Annotated in this window: 17 protein-coding genes; 15 read left to right on the plus strand and 2 right to left on the minus strand. The window is 31.7% G+C overall.

Annotation, left to right across the window (positions count from 1 at the left end):
• Positions 1-41: 41 nt before the first annotated feature.
• Positions 42-290 (minus strand): ferredoxin, encoded by a 249-nt coding sequence (locus SBL15_RS05225; RefSeq protein WP_002449743.1) that lies wholly within the window; start codon positions 288-290, stop codon positions 42-44.
• Positions 291-399: 109 nt separating this feature from the next.
• Here SBL15_RS05225 and SBL15_RS05230 point away from each other — a divergent pair, with 109 nt between their 5' ends.
• The 4 genes from SBL15_RS05230 to ypdA all read left to right on the plus strand — a co-directional run bounded on the left by SBL15_RS05230 (position 400) and on the right by ypdA (position 5,649).
• The gene (locus SBL15_RS05230) at positions 400-1,353 is read left to right on the plus strand and encodes a helix-turn-helix domain-containing protein (protein ID WP_107611565.1); all 954 of its coding nucleotides are present in this window, start codon (positions 400-402) and stop codon (positions 1,351-1,353) included.
• Positions 1,346-2,725, plus strand: a complete 1,380-nt coding sequence (locus tag SBL15_RS05235; RefSeq protein WP_059747689.1) for a RecQ family ATP-dependent DNA helicase — start codon at positions 1,346-1,348, stop codon at positions 2,723-2,725. Before SBL15_RS05230 ends, SBL15_RS05235 begins: the two co-directional genes overlap by 8 nt.
• Before the next feature lie 143 nt (positions 2,726-2,868).
• Positions 2,869-4,500, plus strand: coding sequence for an elastin-binding protein EbpS (gene ebpS / locus SBL15_RS05240; RefSeq protein WP_317955358.1), 1,632 nt, complete (start codon positions 2,869-2,871; stop codon positions 4,498-4,500).
• Between the two features lie 162 nt (positions 4,501-4,662).
• Positions 4,663-5,649 carry a bacillithiol disulfide reductase YpdA gene (gene ypdA / locus SBL15_RS05245; RefSeq protein ID WP_107611563.1) on the plus strand — a complete coding sequence of 329 codons (987 nt, stop codon included), beginning with the start codon at positions 4,663-4,665 and terminating at the stop codon, positions 5,647-5,649.
• A gap of 177 nt (positions 5,650-5,826) precedes the next feature.
• Here ypdA and SBL15_RS05250 read toward each other — a convergent pair whose 3' ends face one another.
• Complete coding sequence (locus SBL15_RS05250) at positions 5,827-6,801, minus strand: asparaginase (protein ID WP_107611562.1); 975 nt, start codon at positions 6,799-6,801, stop codon at positions 5,827-5,829.
• Between the two features lie 75 nt (positions 6,802-6,876).
• On the opposite strand from SBL15_RS05250, the gene cmk reads away from it, so the two are divergent.
• From cmk to aroB, 11 genes are all read left to right on the plus strand, one after another.
• Positions 6,877-7,533, plus strand: coding sequence for a (d)CMP kinase (gene cmk / locus SBL15_RS05255; RefSeq protein ID WP_107611561.1), 657 nt, complete (start codon positions 6,877-6,879; stop codon positions 7,531-7,533).
• A gap of 311 nt (positions 7,534-7,844) precedes the next feature.
• Entirely contained in the window at positions 7,845-9,023 is a 1,179-nt protein-coding gene (rpsA, locus tag SBL15_RS05260) for a 30S ribosomal protein S1 (protein ID WP_107611560.1), read from the plus strand.
• A 224-nt stretch (positions 9,024-9,247) separates the two neighbouring features.
• Positions 9,248-10,558, plus strand: a complete 1,311-nt coding sequence (gene der, locus SBL15_RS05265; protein WP_107635982.1) for a ribosome biogenesis GTPase Der — start codon at positions 9,248-9,250, stop codon at positions 10,556-10,558.
• A gap of 15 nt (positions 10,559-10,573) precedes the next feature.
• A complete protein-coding gene (locus SBL15_RS05270; protein ID WP_317955362.1) occupies positions 10,574-11,572 on the plus strand; it encodes an NAD(P)H-dependent glycerol-3-phosphate dehydrogenase in 999 nt (332 codons plus the stop codon).
• 168 nt (positions 11,573-11,740) lie between these two features.
• Entirely contained in the window at positions 11,741-12,013 is a 273-nt protein-coding gene (locus SBL15_RS05275) for an HU family DNA-binding protein (RefSeq protein ID WP_011275733.1), read from the plus strand.
• 210 nt (positions 12,014-12,223) lie between these two features.
• Positions 12,224-12,811: a heptaprenyl diphosphate synthase component 1 gene (locus tag SBL15_RS05280; protein ID WP_107611558.1), complete on the plus strand. Its 588-nt coding sequence runs from the start codon at positions 12,224-12,226 to the stop codon at positions 12,809-12,811.
• On the plus strand, positions 12,804-13,523 hold the full coding sequence (locus SBL15_RS05285; RefSeq protein ID WP_011275738.1) for a demethylmenaquinone methyltransferase: 720 nt from the start codon (positions 12,804-12,806) through the stop codon (positions 13,521-13,523). The genes SBL15_RS05280 and SBL15_RS05285 overlap by 8 nt, the downstream gene beginning before the upstream one ends.
• 12 nt (positions 13,524-13,535) lie before the next feature.
• Entirely contained in the window at positions 13,536-14,492 is a 957-nt protein-coding gene (locus tag SBL15_RS05290; protein ID WP_107611556.1) for a polyprenyl synthetase family protein, read from the plus strand.
• A gap of 147 nt (positions 14,493-14,639) precedes the next feature.
• Positions 14,640-15,089, plus strand: coding sequence for a nucleoside-diphosphate kinase (gene ndk / locus SBL15_RS05295; RefSeq protein WP_037537054.1), 450 nt, complete (start codon positions 14,640-14,642; stop codon positions 15,087-15,089).
• 311 nt (positions 15,090-15,400) lie between these two features.
• Complete coding sequence (gene aroC, locus SBL15_RS05300; protein ID WP_037537055.1) at positions 15,401-16,567, plus strand: chorismate synthase; 1,167 nt, start codon at positions 15,401-15,403, stop codon at positions 16,565-16,567.
• A 32-nt stretch (positions 16,568-16,599) separates the two neighbouring features.
• Entirely contained in the window at positions 16,600-17,664 is a 1,065-nt protein-coding gene (aroB, locus tag SBL15_RS05305; RefSeq protein ID WP_107611555.1) for a 3-dehydroquinate synthase, read from the plus strand.
• The last annotated feature ends 7 nt before the right edge of the window (positions 17,665-17,671 follow it).

The raw sequence follows: 17,671 nt of genomic DNA on the forward strand, positions 1-17,671 counted from the left end.
ACATTAGGAGGTTTCATTATTAATTCACTCATAATATGTGACTATTCAAATTTAAGAGCATCACCATCAAATGGTTCTTCTTCAATCTTAATTGAATCAGTCGGACAACCTTCAAGTGCATCTTCCATATCTTCGTATAATTCTTCTGGTACTTCTGCAGTACCTTGATTATCATCAAGGATTACGAAAGCAATACCTTCGTCGTCATAATCGTAAATGTCAGGTGCAGCAGCACCACATGCTCCACAAGCAATACATGTATCCATATCAACGATTGTATATTTTGCCAAATTCTTCGCCTCCTTTGATAAAAATGCTACACTAGTATAACAAATGTTAAATAACACTTCGATTAATTTATCTACTATTCTATTAGTTATATAAAGTGAGGATTCATTAATGCATTCAATTATTACATATGCATCAAATCATTCATTCGATTATAAAACCAACAAAAGTATTTATAATATTTTGAATGGAAAAAAATCACATCAAACATTTTTTGATGCATGTTCCCAACAACTTTTATCATTATATCATAGTTTACCTAAATTAAAATATCCGTCTTTTGAGCGATTTTTAGATACCTATGATAATCAAAATACTGACATTACAATTCATCCAAGATATACATACGATAGTATGATACAAACTTTTAGTTGTATTCAATTACTAATCCAAACTATAACTCATTTTAAAAACAACCACTTAAACTTTATACCAATTACACAACAAATAACTGTTCAAAGTAGAGTAAAACAAATCTATTCAAAAATACTGGAACAAAATTTAGTTGATGATTTTGAAAAAGAAATCGAGCAACTCTTTCATTTTATTGATGAAAAATGTAGTAACAACTGTTTAATCCATTATTACCTACAAGGTTATGAAGAACCTATGTATACGCGACAGCAGGTTTCGTTAATAGAAGATATACCTGTAACTAAGTTATTTGTACTTGAACTCAATAATTTAGTGCAAATGATGTTTGCATTAGAAAACGATAAACAATTTCCTATATTAACTCAAACAATCATACTACCGAATTTGTTAAATAAAACGACAATTACGTATCATCAATTACTCAAAGGACTTTCTATGGATGAGGTTGCAGTGACCCAAAATGTTAAAATTAACACAATCGAAGATCACGTTCTTGAATTATTTATAAAAGGATATTTTTTAGAATATCAAACCTTTGTTAATGGACCACAAACAAGTGAATTTATAGCATTCTATGATCAAAACAGAGGACATAAATTAAAATTTTATAAAGAAGAATTTGATCAATTATCTTATTTTCAAATTAAATTGTTAATAGTCGGTATTGAAAGAGGTGAATTGAGTGCTTGAAGAAAAATTGAAAGAATGGTTCGGATTCTCATCATTTAATCCTGGTCAAAAAGAAATAATCGAAAGTGTAGTTAGTAAGAAAGATACTCTAGGTATTCTTCCTACGGGGAGTGGTAAAAGCTTATGTTACCAAATGCCAACCTATATGAAAGGAAAGCCAACATTAATAATATCTCCCTTAATTTCTCTTATGGATGACCAAGTGATGCAATTGAAAGCTCAAGGTGAGAAATTTGTTACTTCTATTCATTCAGGCATGGATGAAAATGAAAAACAACAAAACATAAATTCATTACACAAAAGTCGCTTTGTTTTTTTAAGTCCGGAATTTATTTTACAAACACAAAACTTTAAATTAATTAGGAATATTGACTTCGGATTAATTGTACTTGATGAGGCTCATTGTCTATCTGAATGGGGTTATGATTTCCGTCCTCATTATGCATTAATAGGGGAGATAACATCTCATTATAAAAATGCATCGATACTGGCTTTAACAGCTACAGCACCACCTCATTTAGAAAATGATTTAAATCTTATCTTATCTAGAAAATTAAATGTAATTAAGACTTCTATGAATCGAGAGAATATATCTTTTACTCACCTCAATTTTGAAAATGATGGTGATAAAATTAAGTGGCTGTTAAACTTTTTAGAGCAATCTGGTCCAACTATTATTTATGTTTCATCTAAAAAGGTCTGTCTAGAATTAGCCAATATGATATACCACCACGGTTATTTAACCGGTATTTATCATGGTGATTTGTCTTATCAAGAACGACATACTGTACAAAATCAATTTATGGAGAACTTTATACCCGTTATCGTGGCTACTAGTGCTTTTGGCATGGGTGTTAATAAAAAAGACATTAGAACAGTCATCCATTTTCATTTATCAACAAGTCCTTCAAATTACTTACAAGAAATTGGTAGAGCCGGGAGAGATAATTTGCAAAGCCAAGCGATTAGTCTATATCAGCCAGACGATAGCTATATATTAGAGACATTATTGTTTAGTGATGTGATAACTACTGAAGACATCGATGCTTTTGATATAGGAGCTTTTTTACCTCCTCAAAAGCAAGAAATACTAACCATATTGAGTCAAAGATATTCATCCAACGTACTCAAAACAATTTTTAACAATTCATTAATTCGAAAAAAATTAGGTTATCAAAGAATGATTGGTTATACATCCCTAGATCAATGTAGACGTCGTTATTTATTAGAATTTTTTGGTGATAATCCAACTCAACCTCAACAATGTTGTGATATAGATTCTAATTTGATGCCTATAAAAGTTACCAATAGAAAAAAAGTTAAAAGAAAATTAAGTTATACTGAAAAGTTAAAATATTTATTTAAAGTATAGTTGCTTTTCTTTACTAAATTTATTTTAAGAGGATATAATTATAATACTTAAAGTTTTTCAAGAAATATTTAAATACTATACATATTTCACGCTTTGTGGGGTATATGGTATGTGATATTTAAATAATTATTTAAGAGAGGATGATGACCGTGTCTAAAAATAATTTTAGAGATGATTTCGAAAAAAATCGTCAGTCTATTAATTCTGATGATCAATTCGAAGATAATACAAACGAGTTTGATGAAAATTCAAATGAGTGCAATGATTTTGATAATCAATCAGACCAACAATTCCCACCTAGAAACGCACAAAGACGTCAAAGAAGACGTAACCAAGCTACTAATAAAAACAGAAAATTTGATAATCAAAATTCTGATTCAAATGCTAATGGTTCACTTGATGATCGACACGATGAAGACTCTTTCAATGAGTTACAACACAATCAGCAAGAAGAGCATCTAGATAACGAGCCAATACATAAGGATGACAAACGTTCTTTTGATAGAGACTTTAATGATGATGCTTCACGTAGAAATAATCGTCATGAAGCATCAAATAGAAAACATGATAAAGACTATGATAATGATAGTTTGAATGATGATGATCGTCATCGTCGTAATCATGAAGAAAGTATCGATGAACGTCAAGATAATCGAAATCTTAAAGATCAACAAAACAAAAAGTCTCGACATGGCAAAGACGCTGCAATAGCTGGAGGTGCCGGAGTCGCTGGAGCTGCTGGTGCTAAAGCTGCAAAAGACAAACATAAAAAAGATACACATCATGACTCAAAATACAACGAACATAAAGATAATCATGATTTAAATAACGATAATAAATATGATCAAAACAGAAAACATGATAAAGACCTTCATGACGACCATCGTGACACCAAAGATAACCATTCTAAAGAAGAACCAAAAAAAGGTAATAAAGGTAAAAAAGCAGCAGTTGGTGCCGGTGCGGCTGGTGCGGCTGGCGCAGCTGGAGTAGCAGCTGCAAAACATAAAAAAGACCATAAAAATAATAATCAAAACCATAAAGATAATCATAGCCATAACAGAGATCATCAAGACGATCATAGAAATCATAAACATGACGATGGTAATGATGGATTCCAAGCTCACAATGGTAAAAAGAAACGTGGTCTAGCTGGTATTTTACTTCCACTTATCGCTTTATTACTTATTCTAGCGGCACTTGCTATCTTTATTGGAATGTATTTAAACAACGATAAAAAAGACAGCAACCAAGCAGATAACAAAACAGAACAAACTGCTAACAAAGATAACAACAAAGATAGTAAAGACAAAGCTAGTAATGATAGCGACAAAGACAAAGCAAGCAGTGACAAAGATAAAGACAAAGCAACTAATGATGACGACTCAAATGACAAAGCTACAACAGACAATGAATCATCTAGTAATTCAAGTGATGATAATAGTAGCACTTCAGATAATAGTACTTCATCAAACTCATCTGATAACAGTTCATCATCAGATAATAATGCTAGTAACTCAAATAGTGACAATAACAATGGTAACTCTCAAGCTACTTCAAACAGTAGCAGTCAAAGTAACAGCAATAATAATCAATCAAATAGTTCTAATTCAGGACAACAAACTCACGTAGTATCAGGTAATGAAAACTTATACCGTATCGCTATTCAATACTACGGAGAAGGTACTGTTGAAAATGTAAATAAACTTAAACAAGCTAATGGCTTATCAAGTAATAACATTTCTAATGGTCAAAAATTAATAATCCCACAATAACTTAGTTATCATTCATAAGAGACTGAAACAAAATTGTTTCAGTCTTTTTTTGTTTCAATGCACATATAATTTTAATTTTATATAAATATTGTGAGTGCTATTCTATTTAGAAATAGCGAAACAACTGCTATAATATATGGGTGATTAAAGGAGGCCAATGACATGCAAAGCATAGAAAGTATTATTATCGGCGGAGGCCCATGCGGTTTAAGTGCTGCTATTGAACAAAAAAGAAAGGGTATTGATACATTAGTCATCGAAAAAGGGAATGTTGTAGATGCTATATATAAATATCCAACACACCAAACATTTTTCTCATCTAGTGATAAATTAAGTATCGGTGATATTCCTTTTATCGTCGAAGAAAGTAAACCTCGACGCAATCAAGCACTAGTATATTATAGAGAAGTTGTTAAACATCATCAGTTAAATGTTCATGCATTTGAAGAAGTACTCACTGTTAAAAAAATTGACAATAAATTCACTATAACAACTACTAAAGATGTTTATGAGTGTAAATTTTTAACTGTTGCAACCGGTTATTATGGTCAACATAATAAGTTAGAGGTTAAAGGGGCAGAACTTCCTAAAGTACAACATTATTTTAAAGAAGCACACCCGTTTTTTAATTTAGATGTTACTGTCATAGGTGGTAAAAATTCTGCTGTTGACGCTGCATTAGAATTAGAAAAAGCTGGTGCAAATGTAACTGTACTTTACAGAGGTAATCGATATTCAGCTGCCATTAAACCATGGATATTGCCAAATTTTGAATCGTTAGTTAATCATGAAAAAATCACTATGGAGTTCAATGCGAACGTTACTGAAATAACAGAGAATAGCGTGATTTATGAAAAGAACGGTAAAGTTACAGAGATACCTAATGATCATGTATTTGCAATGATAGGGTATCACCCTGATTACGACTTCTTAGAATCTATTGGAATTGAAATTAATACAAATGAATATGGAACTGCTCCAGTTCATAACAAAGAAACTTTTGAGACAAATGTTGAGAATTGCTATATTGCTGGCGTAATTGCTGCAGGTAATGATAATAATGCAATCTTTATTGAAAATGGTAAATATCATGGCGGGATTATTACTCAGAGTATTTTAAGTAAAAAGCAAACACCACTTGAAAGTTAAGGACAGAAGTATAAAACAGCAGTATAGTTGATAAGAGCTGAGAACGACGCAACATTAGTGTCTTCTCAGCTCTTATCATCCTTATGAAGATAAATTAATATAATACCAAAAGATTATTAAGTAGTAACTTCTCAAGCAAACCAAATTAAATCACATTATTTTTCTAAAATCTTGTAATTAATTTTGCTTTTCAAAATAATTTTTTAATTCTACAATATTGAGTTGATTACTTAGGCCAATTAGTAACTTAAGTCTTGCTTTAGGACCATTTAATCCATTTGAAAATATTAAACCTTTATTCGCTAATTGAAAGCCTCCACCTTCATAGGCATATACTGGACTTACAATCCCATTAAATGATCTAGAAACTAATACAATAGGTATATTATTATTTAAACAAGATTGGACTCCTTTCAAGCAACTTGGAGGTAAATTTCCTTGGCCTAAAGCTTCAATGACGATACCATCTACGTTTTGTTGGGCATAAAAATTAAATATGTCACTTTCCATGCCCATATAAGCTTTTATCAATGGTACTTTCAACTGATGATTTATTATTTTAAATGACTGTTGTTTATAAGGTTGATTATAGAATTGAACATTATCTTTAGTTAATATTCCTAATGGTCCTTGATTTGGACTTTGGAAGGTATTGATGTTAGAAGTATGCGTCTTCGTTACATTTCTAGCAGTATGTATTTCATCATTGAATACGACCATAACGCCTTTGTCATTTGCATCACTAGAAGAGGCTACACGAATTGATGAAATGAAATTATATAATCCATCGGAACCAATTTCATTGGAAGATCTCATTGCACCAGTTATAACAACAGGACATCTAATGTCTATTAATAAATCTAAAAGGTATGCAGTCTCTTCAAGAGTATCAGTACCATGTGTAACTACAAAACCATCATATTTATCTGTCTCATTAGCTTCAATAATTATATTTCTCAACTTCTCGACATTTTGAATCGTTATATGAGGAGACGGAATGTTAAATGGATGAATTTCATCAACATTAGCGTATTGGCCAATAATATCTCTATGAAGAGATATTGGATTCACATCATTTGTTACTACTTGACTAAATTGGTTTTGGGACATGCTTATTGTGCCACCAGTATGTATAACTAATAATCTTTTCATTTCGTTCCTCCTATTTTTAATTTACATATTTATGATAAAATAATACAAATAAAACAACAAGGAAGGATAAATAATATGGACTTAATAAATATTGCCTTGGATGGTCCTGCAGCTGCAGGTAAAAGTACTATTGCACGACAAGTAGCTAGTAAATTGTCTATGATTTACGTTGATACAGGTGCAATGTACCGTGCGATTACTTATAAATATCTTCAAAATGATAACCCAGAGGATTTTAAAACACTCGTTAATCAAACGACGTTGGAATTAACCTATGACAAAAGTAAAGGACAACGAATTTTATTAGATAATCAAGACGTCACTGATTTTTTAAGAGAAAATGATGTAACTCAAAATGTATCTTATGTTGCTTCTAAAGAACCTGTTAGAACATTTGCAGTTGAAAAGCAGAAAGATCTAGCAGCTAAAAAAGGAATTGTTATGGATGGCCGAGATATTGGCACAGTAGTATTACCAGATGCAGAATTAAAAGTGTTCATGATCGCTTCAGTTGAAGAAAGAGCTGAAAGACGTCAAAAAGAAAATGAACAAAGAGGTATCCCATCAACACTATCGCAATTAAAAAAAGAAATAGAAGAAAGAGATCATTACGATATGAATCGGGACATTTCACCTTTAAAAAAAGCTGATGACGCCGTTACAGTGGATACAACTGGTAAAACGATTGAAGAAGTAACTGAAGAAATAATGACTTTGGTTAACAATATTTAGATAAATAATGACAGCTATTTAGAGTGATTCGTACTTAACTAAGTTTAAAGTGCGAATTATTTTAAATAGCTATTTTTATTCTATATAATTAAAAGTGGTAACTATTAAGCACTTTTTTAATCGTATAACATATATTTAGTTCGTATAAAAATTATAAATTTTCAAAAGTTACAAATCAGTTAAATTTTCATTTTATAATTTTAATAATTGATAATTTTTTTAAGAACTTATGAAACTAAAGGGGAATTTCTTGACAATTCTACTGGTTTATAAGATGTTATATGTATGTAGTGTATAAGGAGGCAAACAAGATGACTGAAGAATTCAATGAATCAATGATTAATGATATTAAAGAAGGTGACAAAGTCACTGGTGAGGTTCAACAAGTTGAAGACAAACAAGTCGTAGTTCATATTAATGGTGGCAAATTCAATGGAATCATTCCAATTAGCCAACTTTCAACTCATCATATTGAGAACCCAAGTGAGGTAGTTAAACAAGGTGATGAAATTGAAGCATATGTTACTAAAATCGAAGTTGATGAAGAAAATGACTCAGGTGCGTATATTCTTTCAAAACGTCAACTTGAAACTGAAAAATCATATGAATATTTACAAGAAAAACTTGATAATGACGAAATAATTGAGGCTAAAGTTACAGAAGTAGTTAAAGGTGGCCTGGTTGTAGATGTAGGTCAACGCGGTTTTGTACCAGCTTCACTAATTTCAACTGATTTCATTGAAGATTTCTCTGTATTCGATGGACAAACTATTCGCATTAAAGTAGAAGAATTAGATCCTGAAAATAATAGAGTCATTTTAAGCCGTAAAGCAGTAGAGCAAGCTGAAAATGATGTGAAAAAAGCTTCTTTATTAGAATCACTTAATACTGGTGATGTTATTAAAGGTAAAGTCGCTCGTCTAACTAACTTTGGTGCTTTTGTTGATATCGGTGGCGTAGATGGCTTAGTCCACGTTTCTGAATTATCTCATGAACATGTTGATTCTACAGAAGATGTAGTTTCTGTAGGTCAAGAGGTAGATGTAAAAGTTAAGTCTGTAGAAAAAGATGCTGAACGTATTTCACTTTCTATCAAAGATACGTTACCTACACCATTTGAAAGCATTAAAGGACAATTTCATGAAGATGATGTTATTGAAGGTAAAGTTGTGCGTTTAGCTAACTTCGGTGCTTTCGTTGAAATTGCTCCAGGTGTTCAAGGTTTAGTGCATATTTCAGAAATTGCTCATGAACATATTGGCACACCAGGTGAAAAACTTGAGCCAGGACAACAAGTTAATGTTAAAATTTTAGGTATAGATGAAGAAAATGAACGTATCTCACTTTCAATTAAAGCTACATTACCTAAAGAAGACGTTGTTGAGAGCGATGATGCTACAACTCAATCATACTTAAGTAATGATTCAAATGAAGACAACCCAACATTAGGTGATGTCTTTGGCGATAAATTTAAAGACTTAAAATTTTAATCTCAAGTTATCATACAAACTCATTCCCAATTAAAGTTTAAGACTTTAATTGGGAATTTTCATTTTCTCACAATTTAATGGATCATAATGGTAATTAAATTATGAAATGTAGCGAGATTTATTGTTTTAAAAACCATATTTTTGCTTAACTTACATACTTTGTTTGAAATAAGTAGGTCATATGATAAAATTATAGAGATTTTAGAAAGAGAGGAAGTTAGCTTATGACGAAACCTATTGTAGCTATTGTAGGTAGGCCTAATGTAGGGAAATCTACAATATTTAATAGAGTAGTAGGTGAACGTGTTTCAATTGTCGAAGACACACCTGGTGTTACACGTGATAGAATTTATTCATCAGGCGAATGGTTAACACATGAATTTAATATTATTGATACTGGTGGAATAGAAATAGGAGATGCTCCATTTCAAACCCAAATAAGAGCACAAGCTGAAATCGCAATTGATGAAGCAGATGTCATTATCTTTATGGTGAATGTTCGAGAAGGTTTAACCCAAAGTGATGAAATGGTTGCACAGATGCTATATAAATCTAAAAAGCCTGTTGTATTGGCCGTTAATAAAGTAGATAACCCTGAAATGAGAAATGACATTTTTGACTTTTACTCATTAGGTTTTGGAGATCCATATCCAATATCAGGATCACACGGCTTAGGTTTAGGGGATTTATTAGATGAGGTAGTTAAACACTTTAATGATGAAACTGAAGATCCATATGATGAAGATACTATAAGACTATCGATAATCGGTCGTCCTAATGTAGGAAAATCTAGTTTAGTAAATGCAATTCTTGGTGAAGAACGCGTTATTGTATCAAACGTTGCAGGAACTACTAGAGATGCTGTTGATACTGAATACAGTTATGATGGACAAGATTATGTTTTAATAGATACAGCAGGTATGCGTAAAAAAGGGAAAGTGTATGAATCAACTGAAAAATATTCAGTACTACGTGCACTTAAAGCAATTGAACGTTCTAATGTAGTCTTGATTGTAATCGATGCTGAGGAAGGTATAATCGAGCAAGATAAACGTGTTGCAGGATATGCTCACGAAGAAGGTAAAGCAGTTGTCATTGTAGTGAATAAATGGGACACAGTTGACAAAGATAGTAACACAATGAAGAAATTTGCTGATGATGTCAGAAATCAGTTCCAATTTTTAGATTATGCTCAAATTGCTTTTGTTTCTGCTAAGGAAGGCACTCGTTTACGCACGTTATTCCCATATATTAATGAAGCAAGCGAAAACCATAAAAAACGTGTTCAAAGTTCTACTTTAAATGAAGTTGTCACTGACGCCATATCTATGAATCCTACGCCAACAGATAAAGGCCGTCGTTTAAATGTATTCTATACTACACAAGTAGCTATCGAGCCTCCAACATTTGTTGTATTCGTTAATGATGTCGAACTAATGCATTTTTCTTACAAACGTTACCTTGAAAATCAAATCCGTCATGCATTTGGTTTTGAAGGAACACCTATTCACATCATTCCAAGAAGAAGAAACTAAGAAGGAGATAAAACTATGACTAAAATTACTGTTTTTGGTATGGGAAGTTTTGGTACTGCATTAGCTAATGTATTAGCTGAAAATGGATATACTGTTTTAATGTGGGGAAAAAATGAAGATAGTGTGAAAGAATTAAATGATCACCATCAAAATAAACGCTATCTAAAAGATGTCGTTTTAAATAGTAGTATTAAAGCAACCAGTGATATTAAAGAAGCCGTGAATTTTACTGATATATATTTAATGGCTCTACCAACTAAAGCAATGCGCGAAGTTACAAGTGAAATTGATAATTTAATTGATACTAAGAAAACTTTTATACATGTTGCAAAAGGAATAGAAAATGATACATTCAAACGTGTTTCAGAAATGATTGAAGATTCAATTTCAGAAGAACACAATGGTGGTATCGGTGTTTTATCAGGTCCTAGTCACGCAGAAGAAGTAGTGATTAAACAACCAACTACAGTCGCCGCATCATCAAAAGATGAAAAAGTTAGCAAACTGATTCAAGATTTATTTATGAATGATTATTTACGTGTATACACTAATAATGATTTAGTCGGTGTTGAACTAGGAGGAGCATTAAAAAATATCATTGCAGTTGCGAGTGGTATTGTAGCCGGCATGGGCTATGGTGATAATGCTAAAGCTGCTTTAATGACACGAGGTTTAGCTGAAATAAGCAGATTAGGTGAAAAATTAGGTGCTGATCCAATGACATTTTTAGGTCTTGGTGGTATTGGAGATCTAATTGTTACTTGTACATCAACGCATTCACGTAATTACACTTTAGGATTTAAATTAGGACAAGGCCAAACGATGGATGAAGCTTTAAATGAAATGAATATGGTAGTAGAAGGAATTTATACTACTAATTCTGTATACCATTTAGCTAAACAACAAAATGTTGATATGCCTATAACTAATGCACTTTACAAGGTTTTATTCGAAGATAATCCGGTTAAAGACAGTGTTAAAGATTTAATGGGAAGAGATAAAAAATCTGAATAAAGTGTAATATTACTCATTATCAAAAATTTTTCGCAGATTTGTACATAAAATACTGATATTTCAGTGTTTTAAGTGCATAAATTATTGCGGTAACATTAATTGTTGTGTTAAAGTCATAGCATAATGATATAAAGATATCATTATCATTCATCTGGAGGTGAACTCGTAATGAATAAAACTGATTTAATTAATGCAGTTGCAGAACAAGCTGATTTAACTAAAAAAGAAGCTGGTTCAGCTGTAGATGCTGTTTTCGAATCAATCCAACAATCACTTTCTAAAGGTGAAAAAGTTCAATTAATTGGTTTCGGAAACTTTGAGGTTCGTGAACGTGCTGCACGTAAAGGACGTAACCCTCAAACAGGTAAAGAAATTGAAATTCCTGCAAGTAAAGTTCCAGCATTTAAAGCTGGTAAAGCATTAAAAGATGCTGTTAAATAATTTACTTAAAAGCCCTATAAAGGGCTTTTTTTTATACATAAATCATTATAGAGAATTAATGCATATAATTTATTACTATATTATGAAAGTTGTTATTCCTTAATAGCTTTTCAATTCAATAAATAAAGTAATTGTAACGTTAAGTCACTATATTTTATTTTTATTCATATAATGTTAAGATGTATAGTGATAATAACGTGAGGTGTGAACATGGAAAGAACTATAAGCAAATTAAATAGACAAATTAATCAAAAGCTTAAGGGAATTCATGACTATGAAGCTATTAACATAAACTCTAGATTGGGTGAATTATTAGATTGTTATGATATTCCTGAGAATGCTAAACTTGCTTGCCTCACTATCGATACTTCAATGAAACACCTTGATGAAATTACTCAAAATCAAAAGTCAAAGAAATCTATTTTGATTGGTGATTTGCTAAGTGCTCATTTTTATACGTTGTTAGCTGAAATAAATGATCCAACTTTTCAATTAGCAATGAGTAAAGCAATCGTTAAATCTAATGAATTAAAATCATCATTACATCATCAAGTAATAGAAACTGAAGATATCTATGATGCAATTATTGAAATAGAAACAATCTTCCCTAATATAACTTTGTCTCATTTCAGTAAAGAACAAGTAACCCCTTTAAATTTGTATCAAAAATTAATTCCTGAGGTTGATGATTACTATCCACCTTACCTTAAAATGTATCAAGCCGCTGATGTACATCAGTTTTTAAAAGATATCAATCAAAGTTATATAGAGAAAAGTAGAGGTAATATTAATGACTGAAAATAATGCAAAAAAAGAACAAGTTCATACAGTCTTTCAAAATATTTCAAGTAAATATGATCGTTTAAATAACATAATTAGTTTCGAACAACACAAAGTATGGCGTAAACATGTAATGAAAGATATGCACGTTAAAGTTGGTAGTAAAGCACTTGATGTTTGTTGTGGTACCGCTGATTGGACAATAGCCTTAAGTAAAGCAGTTGGTGCTCATGGTGAGGTGACAGGTTTAGACTTTAGTGAAAACATGTTAGAAGTTGGTAAAGAAAAAACTAAACACATGAACAATATTCATTTAGTACATGGCGATGCAATGAATTTACCGTTTGAAGATAATTCATTTGATTATGTAACTATTGGTTTCGGTCTACGTAACGTACCTGATTATTTAGTTGCATTAAAAGAAATGAACAGAGTCTTAAAGCCAGGTGGAATGATTGTTTGTCTGGAAACAAGTCAACCAACAATGCCTGTGTTTAAACAAGTTTATAAATTGTACTTTAAATTTGTAATGCCAGTATTTGGTAAATTATTTGCCAAATCAAAAGAAGAATATGAATGGTTACAACAATCTACGTTCGATTTTCCAGATAAGGATAAGTTAAAACAATTGTTTGAACAAGCTGGCTTTAATAAAATTAAAATCCGTAGCTTTACAGGTGGCGTTGCTGCAATGCATCTAGGCTATAAACAAAAAAGTTCGACTAAATAAAAGGTGATTAACGTGGCAAAGTTAAACATGAATAGCGAGATAAAAAATGTAGAAAAACGCCTTCAAAAAGCTATTGAAAGCAATGATCCAATATTACGTGAAGCCTCATCACACTTGCTTTCTTCAGGAGGCAAAAGAGTTAGACCTGCATTTGTTATATTAAGTAGTCAATTCGGTCCACAAAAGAAAACAGAAGACACGTATCGCGTCGCAGTTGCATTAGAGTTAATTCATATGGCAACGCTCGTTCATGATGATGTTATAGATAAGAGTGACAAACGACGTGGACGATTAACCATAGTAAAAAAATGGGATGTTACTACTGCAATACTAACTGGAAACTTTCTACTAGCATTAGGACTGGAACATTTATCTGAAATTCGTGGCAATCGAATTCATCACATAATTTCAAATTCAATTGTAAATGTAGGACTTGGTGAGTTATTCCAATTTCAAGATCAATTTAATAGCGAACAAAGTATTACTAACTATCTGAGACGTATCAATAGAAAAACAGCATTATTAATTCAGCTAGCAACTGAAGTAGGAGCAATTACTTCAGAAGCTAATGATGAAACCATTCGAAAACTTAAAATGATAGGTCATTATATTGGTATGAGTTTCCAAATAGTAGATGATATTTTGGATTTCACTAGCACTGAAAAAAAACTTGGCAAACCAGTTGGTAGTGATTTAATGAATGGACATATAACGTTACCAGTTTTACTTGAAATGAAAAAAGATACGTCATTTAAGAAAAAAATTGCTGCACTAAATCATCAATCTGAATCTCAAGAGTTTAAACCTCTAATTGAACAGATTAGAAATTCTTATAGTATCAAAGAATCAAAAGCAATTAGTGATAAATATTTAGCTAAGGCGCTTAAGTTAATTGATGAACTTGATGAACCCAATGCTCAAAGTCTTTTTATTAAATTAATAAAGAAAATGGGATCACGTAGTGTTTAGAATGAATAAATATTGAAAGCGCTTTAACAACCTGTTACTATTGAATAGTAGCAGGTTGTTTGTTACACAAAATTACTATACATAAATAAACATTTATATTTTAAGTCTTAAATTAATCAGACTTAATTCACAGGGGGATCAATTACGATGGAAAGAACTTTCTTAATGATTAAACCAGATGCAGTACAACGTAATTTAGTGGGAGAAATTATTTCACGTATTGAAAGAAAAGGGTTAAAACTTGTCGGTGCTAAATTAATGACAGTTCCTCAATCTCTAGCTGAAGAACACTATTCTGAACATACTGACAAGCCATTCTATGGTAAATTAATTTCATTTATTACTTCAGCACCTGTTTTTGCGATGGTTGTCGAAGGTGAAGACGCTGTAGATGTATCAAGACATATTATAGGTAAAACAAATCCTTCTGAAGCTACGCCAGGTTCTATAAGAGGAGATTTAGGTTTAACAGTAGGAAGAAACGTAATTCATGGTTCTGATTCAGTTGAATCAGCACAAAGAGAGATTAATTTATGGTTCAAAGAAGAGGAATTAAGTAGCTACGAAGCACCTAGAGATACTTGGTTATACGAATAGTAAATTCAAATATTTAATAAGAGCTTACAATTCAAATTAGCTTTAGTTGATTGAAATAAGTAATTTCTCAAATTTAGCATATATCTTTTTAGTCAACATTTTAAAGGTAGGACAATGAATTCAAAATGAATTCTGTCCTACCTTCTTTTTTTAATTTGAATATATAATCACTAATCTATCGTTTGATAATTATTAAAATATTCTAATAAATTAAAAAATAACTGTAGCACACTAGTTATGTTATAAGGTTGAATGTGATATGATAACACATATCACAATTTAACGTAGTAAAGGGAAAGGAGCGTATTCTCATGAGATATTTAACATCTGGAGAATCACATGGTCCTCAATTAACAGTAATTATTGAAGGTGTGCCTGCTAATTTAGAAATTAAAGCGGAAGATATAAATAAAGAAATGTTTAAACGTCAAGGTGGCTACGGTAGAGGACGTCGTATGCAAATTGAAAAAGATGCAGTAGAGATTGTATCAGGAGTCAGAAATGGATATACACTTGGTAGTCCAATTACGATTGTTGTCACAAATGATGATTTCACACATTGGAGAAATATTATGGGAATTGAGCCTATTTCTGATGAAGAAAGAGATAATATGAAACGTACGATTACAAAACCCCGTCCTGGACACGCAGATTTAATCGGTGGTATGAAATATAATCATAGAGATTTAAGAAATGTTTTAGAACGTTCATCGGCTCGAGAGACAGCAGCACGTGTTGCAGTAGGTGCAGTATCTAAAATTCTTCTAGAACAATTAGACATTCACATGTATAGTCGTGTTGTTGAAATTGGTGGTATTAAAGATGAAGGTTTATATGATACTGAAACATTCAAACAAAATATTGATAAGAATGACGTACGTGTAATTGATGAAACGATCGCTCAAAAAATGAGAGATAAAATTGATGCTGCTAAAAAAGATGGCGATTCCATTGGTGGTGTTGTTCAAGTTATGGTTGAAAATATGCCTGTTGCAGTCGGTAGTTATGTGCAATATGATCGTAAATTAGATGGTCGTATAGCACAAGGTGTTGTAAGTATTAACGCATTTAAAGGAGTAAGCTTCGGTGAAGGATTCAAAGCTGCTGAAAAACCAGGTAGCGAAATTCAAGACGAAATTTTATATGATAATGAAATTGGATTCTATAGAGGCTCCAATCATTTAGGTGGCTTTGAAGGTGGAATGACAAATGGTATGCCGATTATTGTTAATGGTGTTATGAAGCCAATTCCTACTTTATATAAACCACTTAATTCCGTTGATATTAATACTAAAGAAGACTTTAAAGCCACGATTGAACGTTCTGACAGTTGTGCAGTACCTGCAGCAAGTGTTGTTTGTGAACATGTTGTTGCTTTTGAGATTGCTAAAGCCATTACAGAAGAGTTTCAATCCAATCATATCGATCAGCTAAAAGCCCAAATTGATGAACGAAGACGCCTTAATATTGAATTTTAATAAAATATTAGGTAAGGAACGAGGTATTTCATATGCAATTACAAACAACCTATCCAAATAATAATTATCCAATTATAGTTGAACATAATGCTTTCGAGGAGTTATCTGAATATATACAAGACTATGATAAAGTGTTTCTTATCATTGATGAGTACGTCGATTTTAACTTTAAAACTAAGTTTACACCGTTACTTGAATCAACACATATATATAAGATTATAGTTCCAGCTGGTGAGAAGATGAAGACGTTTGAACATTATCAACAAACGCTAGAACACCTTCTTGAATACAATTTAACACGTAATACTTGTTTAGTTGCGATAGGTGGCGGTGCTACTGGAGATTTCACTGGATTTCTTGCTTCATCTTTATTAAGAGGTGTTGATTTCATACAAGTACCTACAACAATACTTGCCCATGACTCTAGCGTGGGAGGTAAAGTAGGGATTAATTCCATTCACGGTAAAAATTTAGTTGGCGCATTTTATAGACCAAAAGCTGTGATATACGATTTAAATTTCTTAGCAACATTGCCTTATGACGAAATACTAAGTGGGTATGCTGAAGTTTACAAGCATGCACTATTAACAGGTCAAGTTGCAGTAGATGACATTGAAAAACACTTCTCCACAAAAGAAAAACTACAATCTTTGAATGATATAGATCAGTTTATCTTCAAAGGAATCAAAGCTAAACTAAACGTCATCATTAAAGATGAAAAAGAGCACAATAAGCGAAAGTATTTAAATTTAGGACATACATTCGGTCATGCCGTTGAGTACAAGACTAAAATACCACATGGACATGCTGTTATGATTGGAATTATTTACCAATTTATAGTTGCTAATACTTTACTCGATACACAATTCGACATCTCATATTATGCTAACTATTTAAAGAAACTTCATTATCCAGTTCAAATTGTTCAGCAATTAAACTTTGATGATATGTATCACTATATGTTAACTGATAAGAAAAATAATGGTGAAGGTATTCAAATGGTATTACTAGAAGAACTTGGAAAATCACGAGTATGTCACGTTGAAAAAACTATACTAATAAAAGCATTTAACGATTTACAACTAGTATTAAAGTAGGTGGATT

This window comes from Staphylococcus sp. NWU MKU2, assembly GCF_033283605.1.
GTDB classification, from domain to species: Bacteria; Bacillota; Bacilli; order Staphylococcales; family Staphylococcaceae; genus Staphylococcus; species Staphylococcus haemolyticus.

Coding starts and splice junctions, on each gene's coding strand:
- SBL15_RS05230 (WP_107611565.1), top strand. CDS start 400: ATGCATTCAATTATTACATATGCATCAAATCATTCATTCGATTATAAA.
- ebpS (WP_317955358.1), top strand. CDS start 2,869: ATGACCGTGTCTAAAAATAATTTTAGAGATGATTTCGAAAAAAATCGT.
- ypdA (WP_107611563.1), top strand. CDS start 4,663: ATGCAAAGCATAGAAAGTATTATTATCGGCGGAGGCCCATGCGGTTTA.
- SBL15_RS05250 (WP_107611562.1), bottom strand. CDS start 6,801: ATGAAAAGATTATTAGTTATACATACTGGTGGCACAATAAGCATGTCC.
- cmk (WP_107611561.1), top strand. CDS start 6,877: ATGGACTTAATAAATATTGCCTTGGATGGTCCTGCAGCTGCAGGTAAA.
- rpsA (WP_107611560.1), top strand. CDS start 7,845: ATGACTGAAGAATTCAATGAATCAATGATTAATGATATTAAAGAAGGT.
- der (WP_107635982.1), top strand. CDS start 9,248: ATGACGAAACCTATTGTAGCTATTGTAGGTAGGCCTAATGTAGGGAAA.
- SBL15_RS05270 (WP_317955362.1), top strand. CDS start 10,574: ATGACTAAAATTACTGTTTTTGGTATGGGAAGTTTTGGTACTGCATTA.
- SBL15_RS05275 (WP_011275733.1), top strand. CDS start 11,741: ATGAATAAAACTGATTTAATTAATGCAGTTGCAGAACAAGCTGATTTA.
- SBL15_RS05280 (WP_107611558.1), top strand. CDS start 12,224: ATGGAAAGAACTATAAGCAAATTAAATAGACAAATTAATCAAAAGCTT.
- SBL15_RS05285 (WP_011275738.1), top strand. CDS start 12,804: ATGACTGAAAATAATGCAAAAAAAGAACAAGTTCATACAGTCTTTCAA.
- ndk (WP_037537054.1), top strand. CDS start 14,640: ATGGAAAGAACTTTCTTAATGATTAAACCAGATGCAGTACAACGTAAT.
- aroC (WP_037537055.1), top strand. CDS start 15,401: ATGAGATATTTAACATCTGGAGAATCACATGGTCCTCAATTAACAGTA.
- aroB (WP_107611555.1), top strand. CDS start 16,600: ATGCAATTACAAACAACCTATCCAAATAATAATTATCCAATTATAGTT.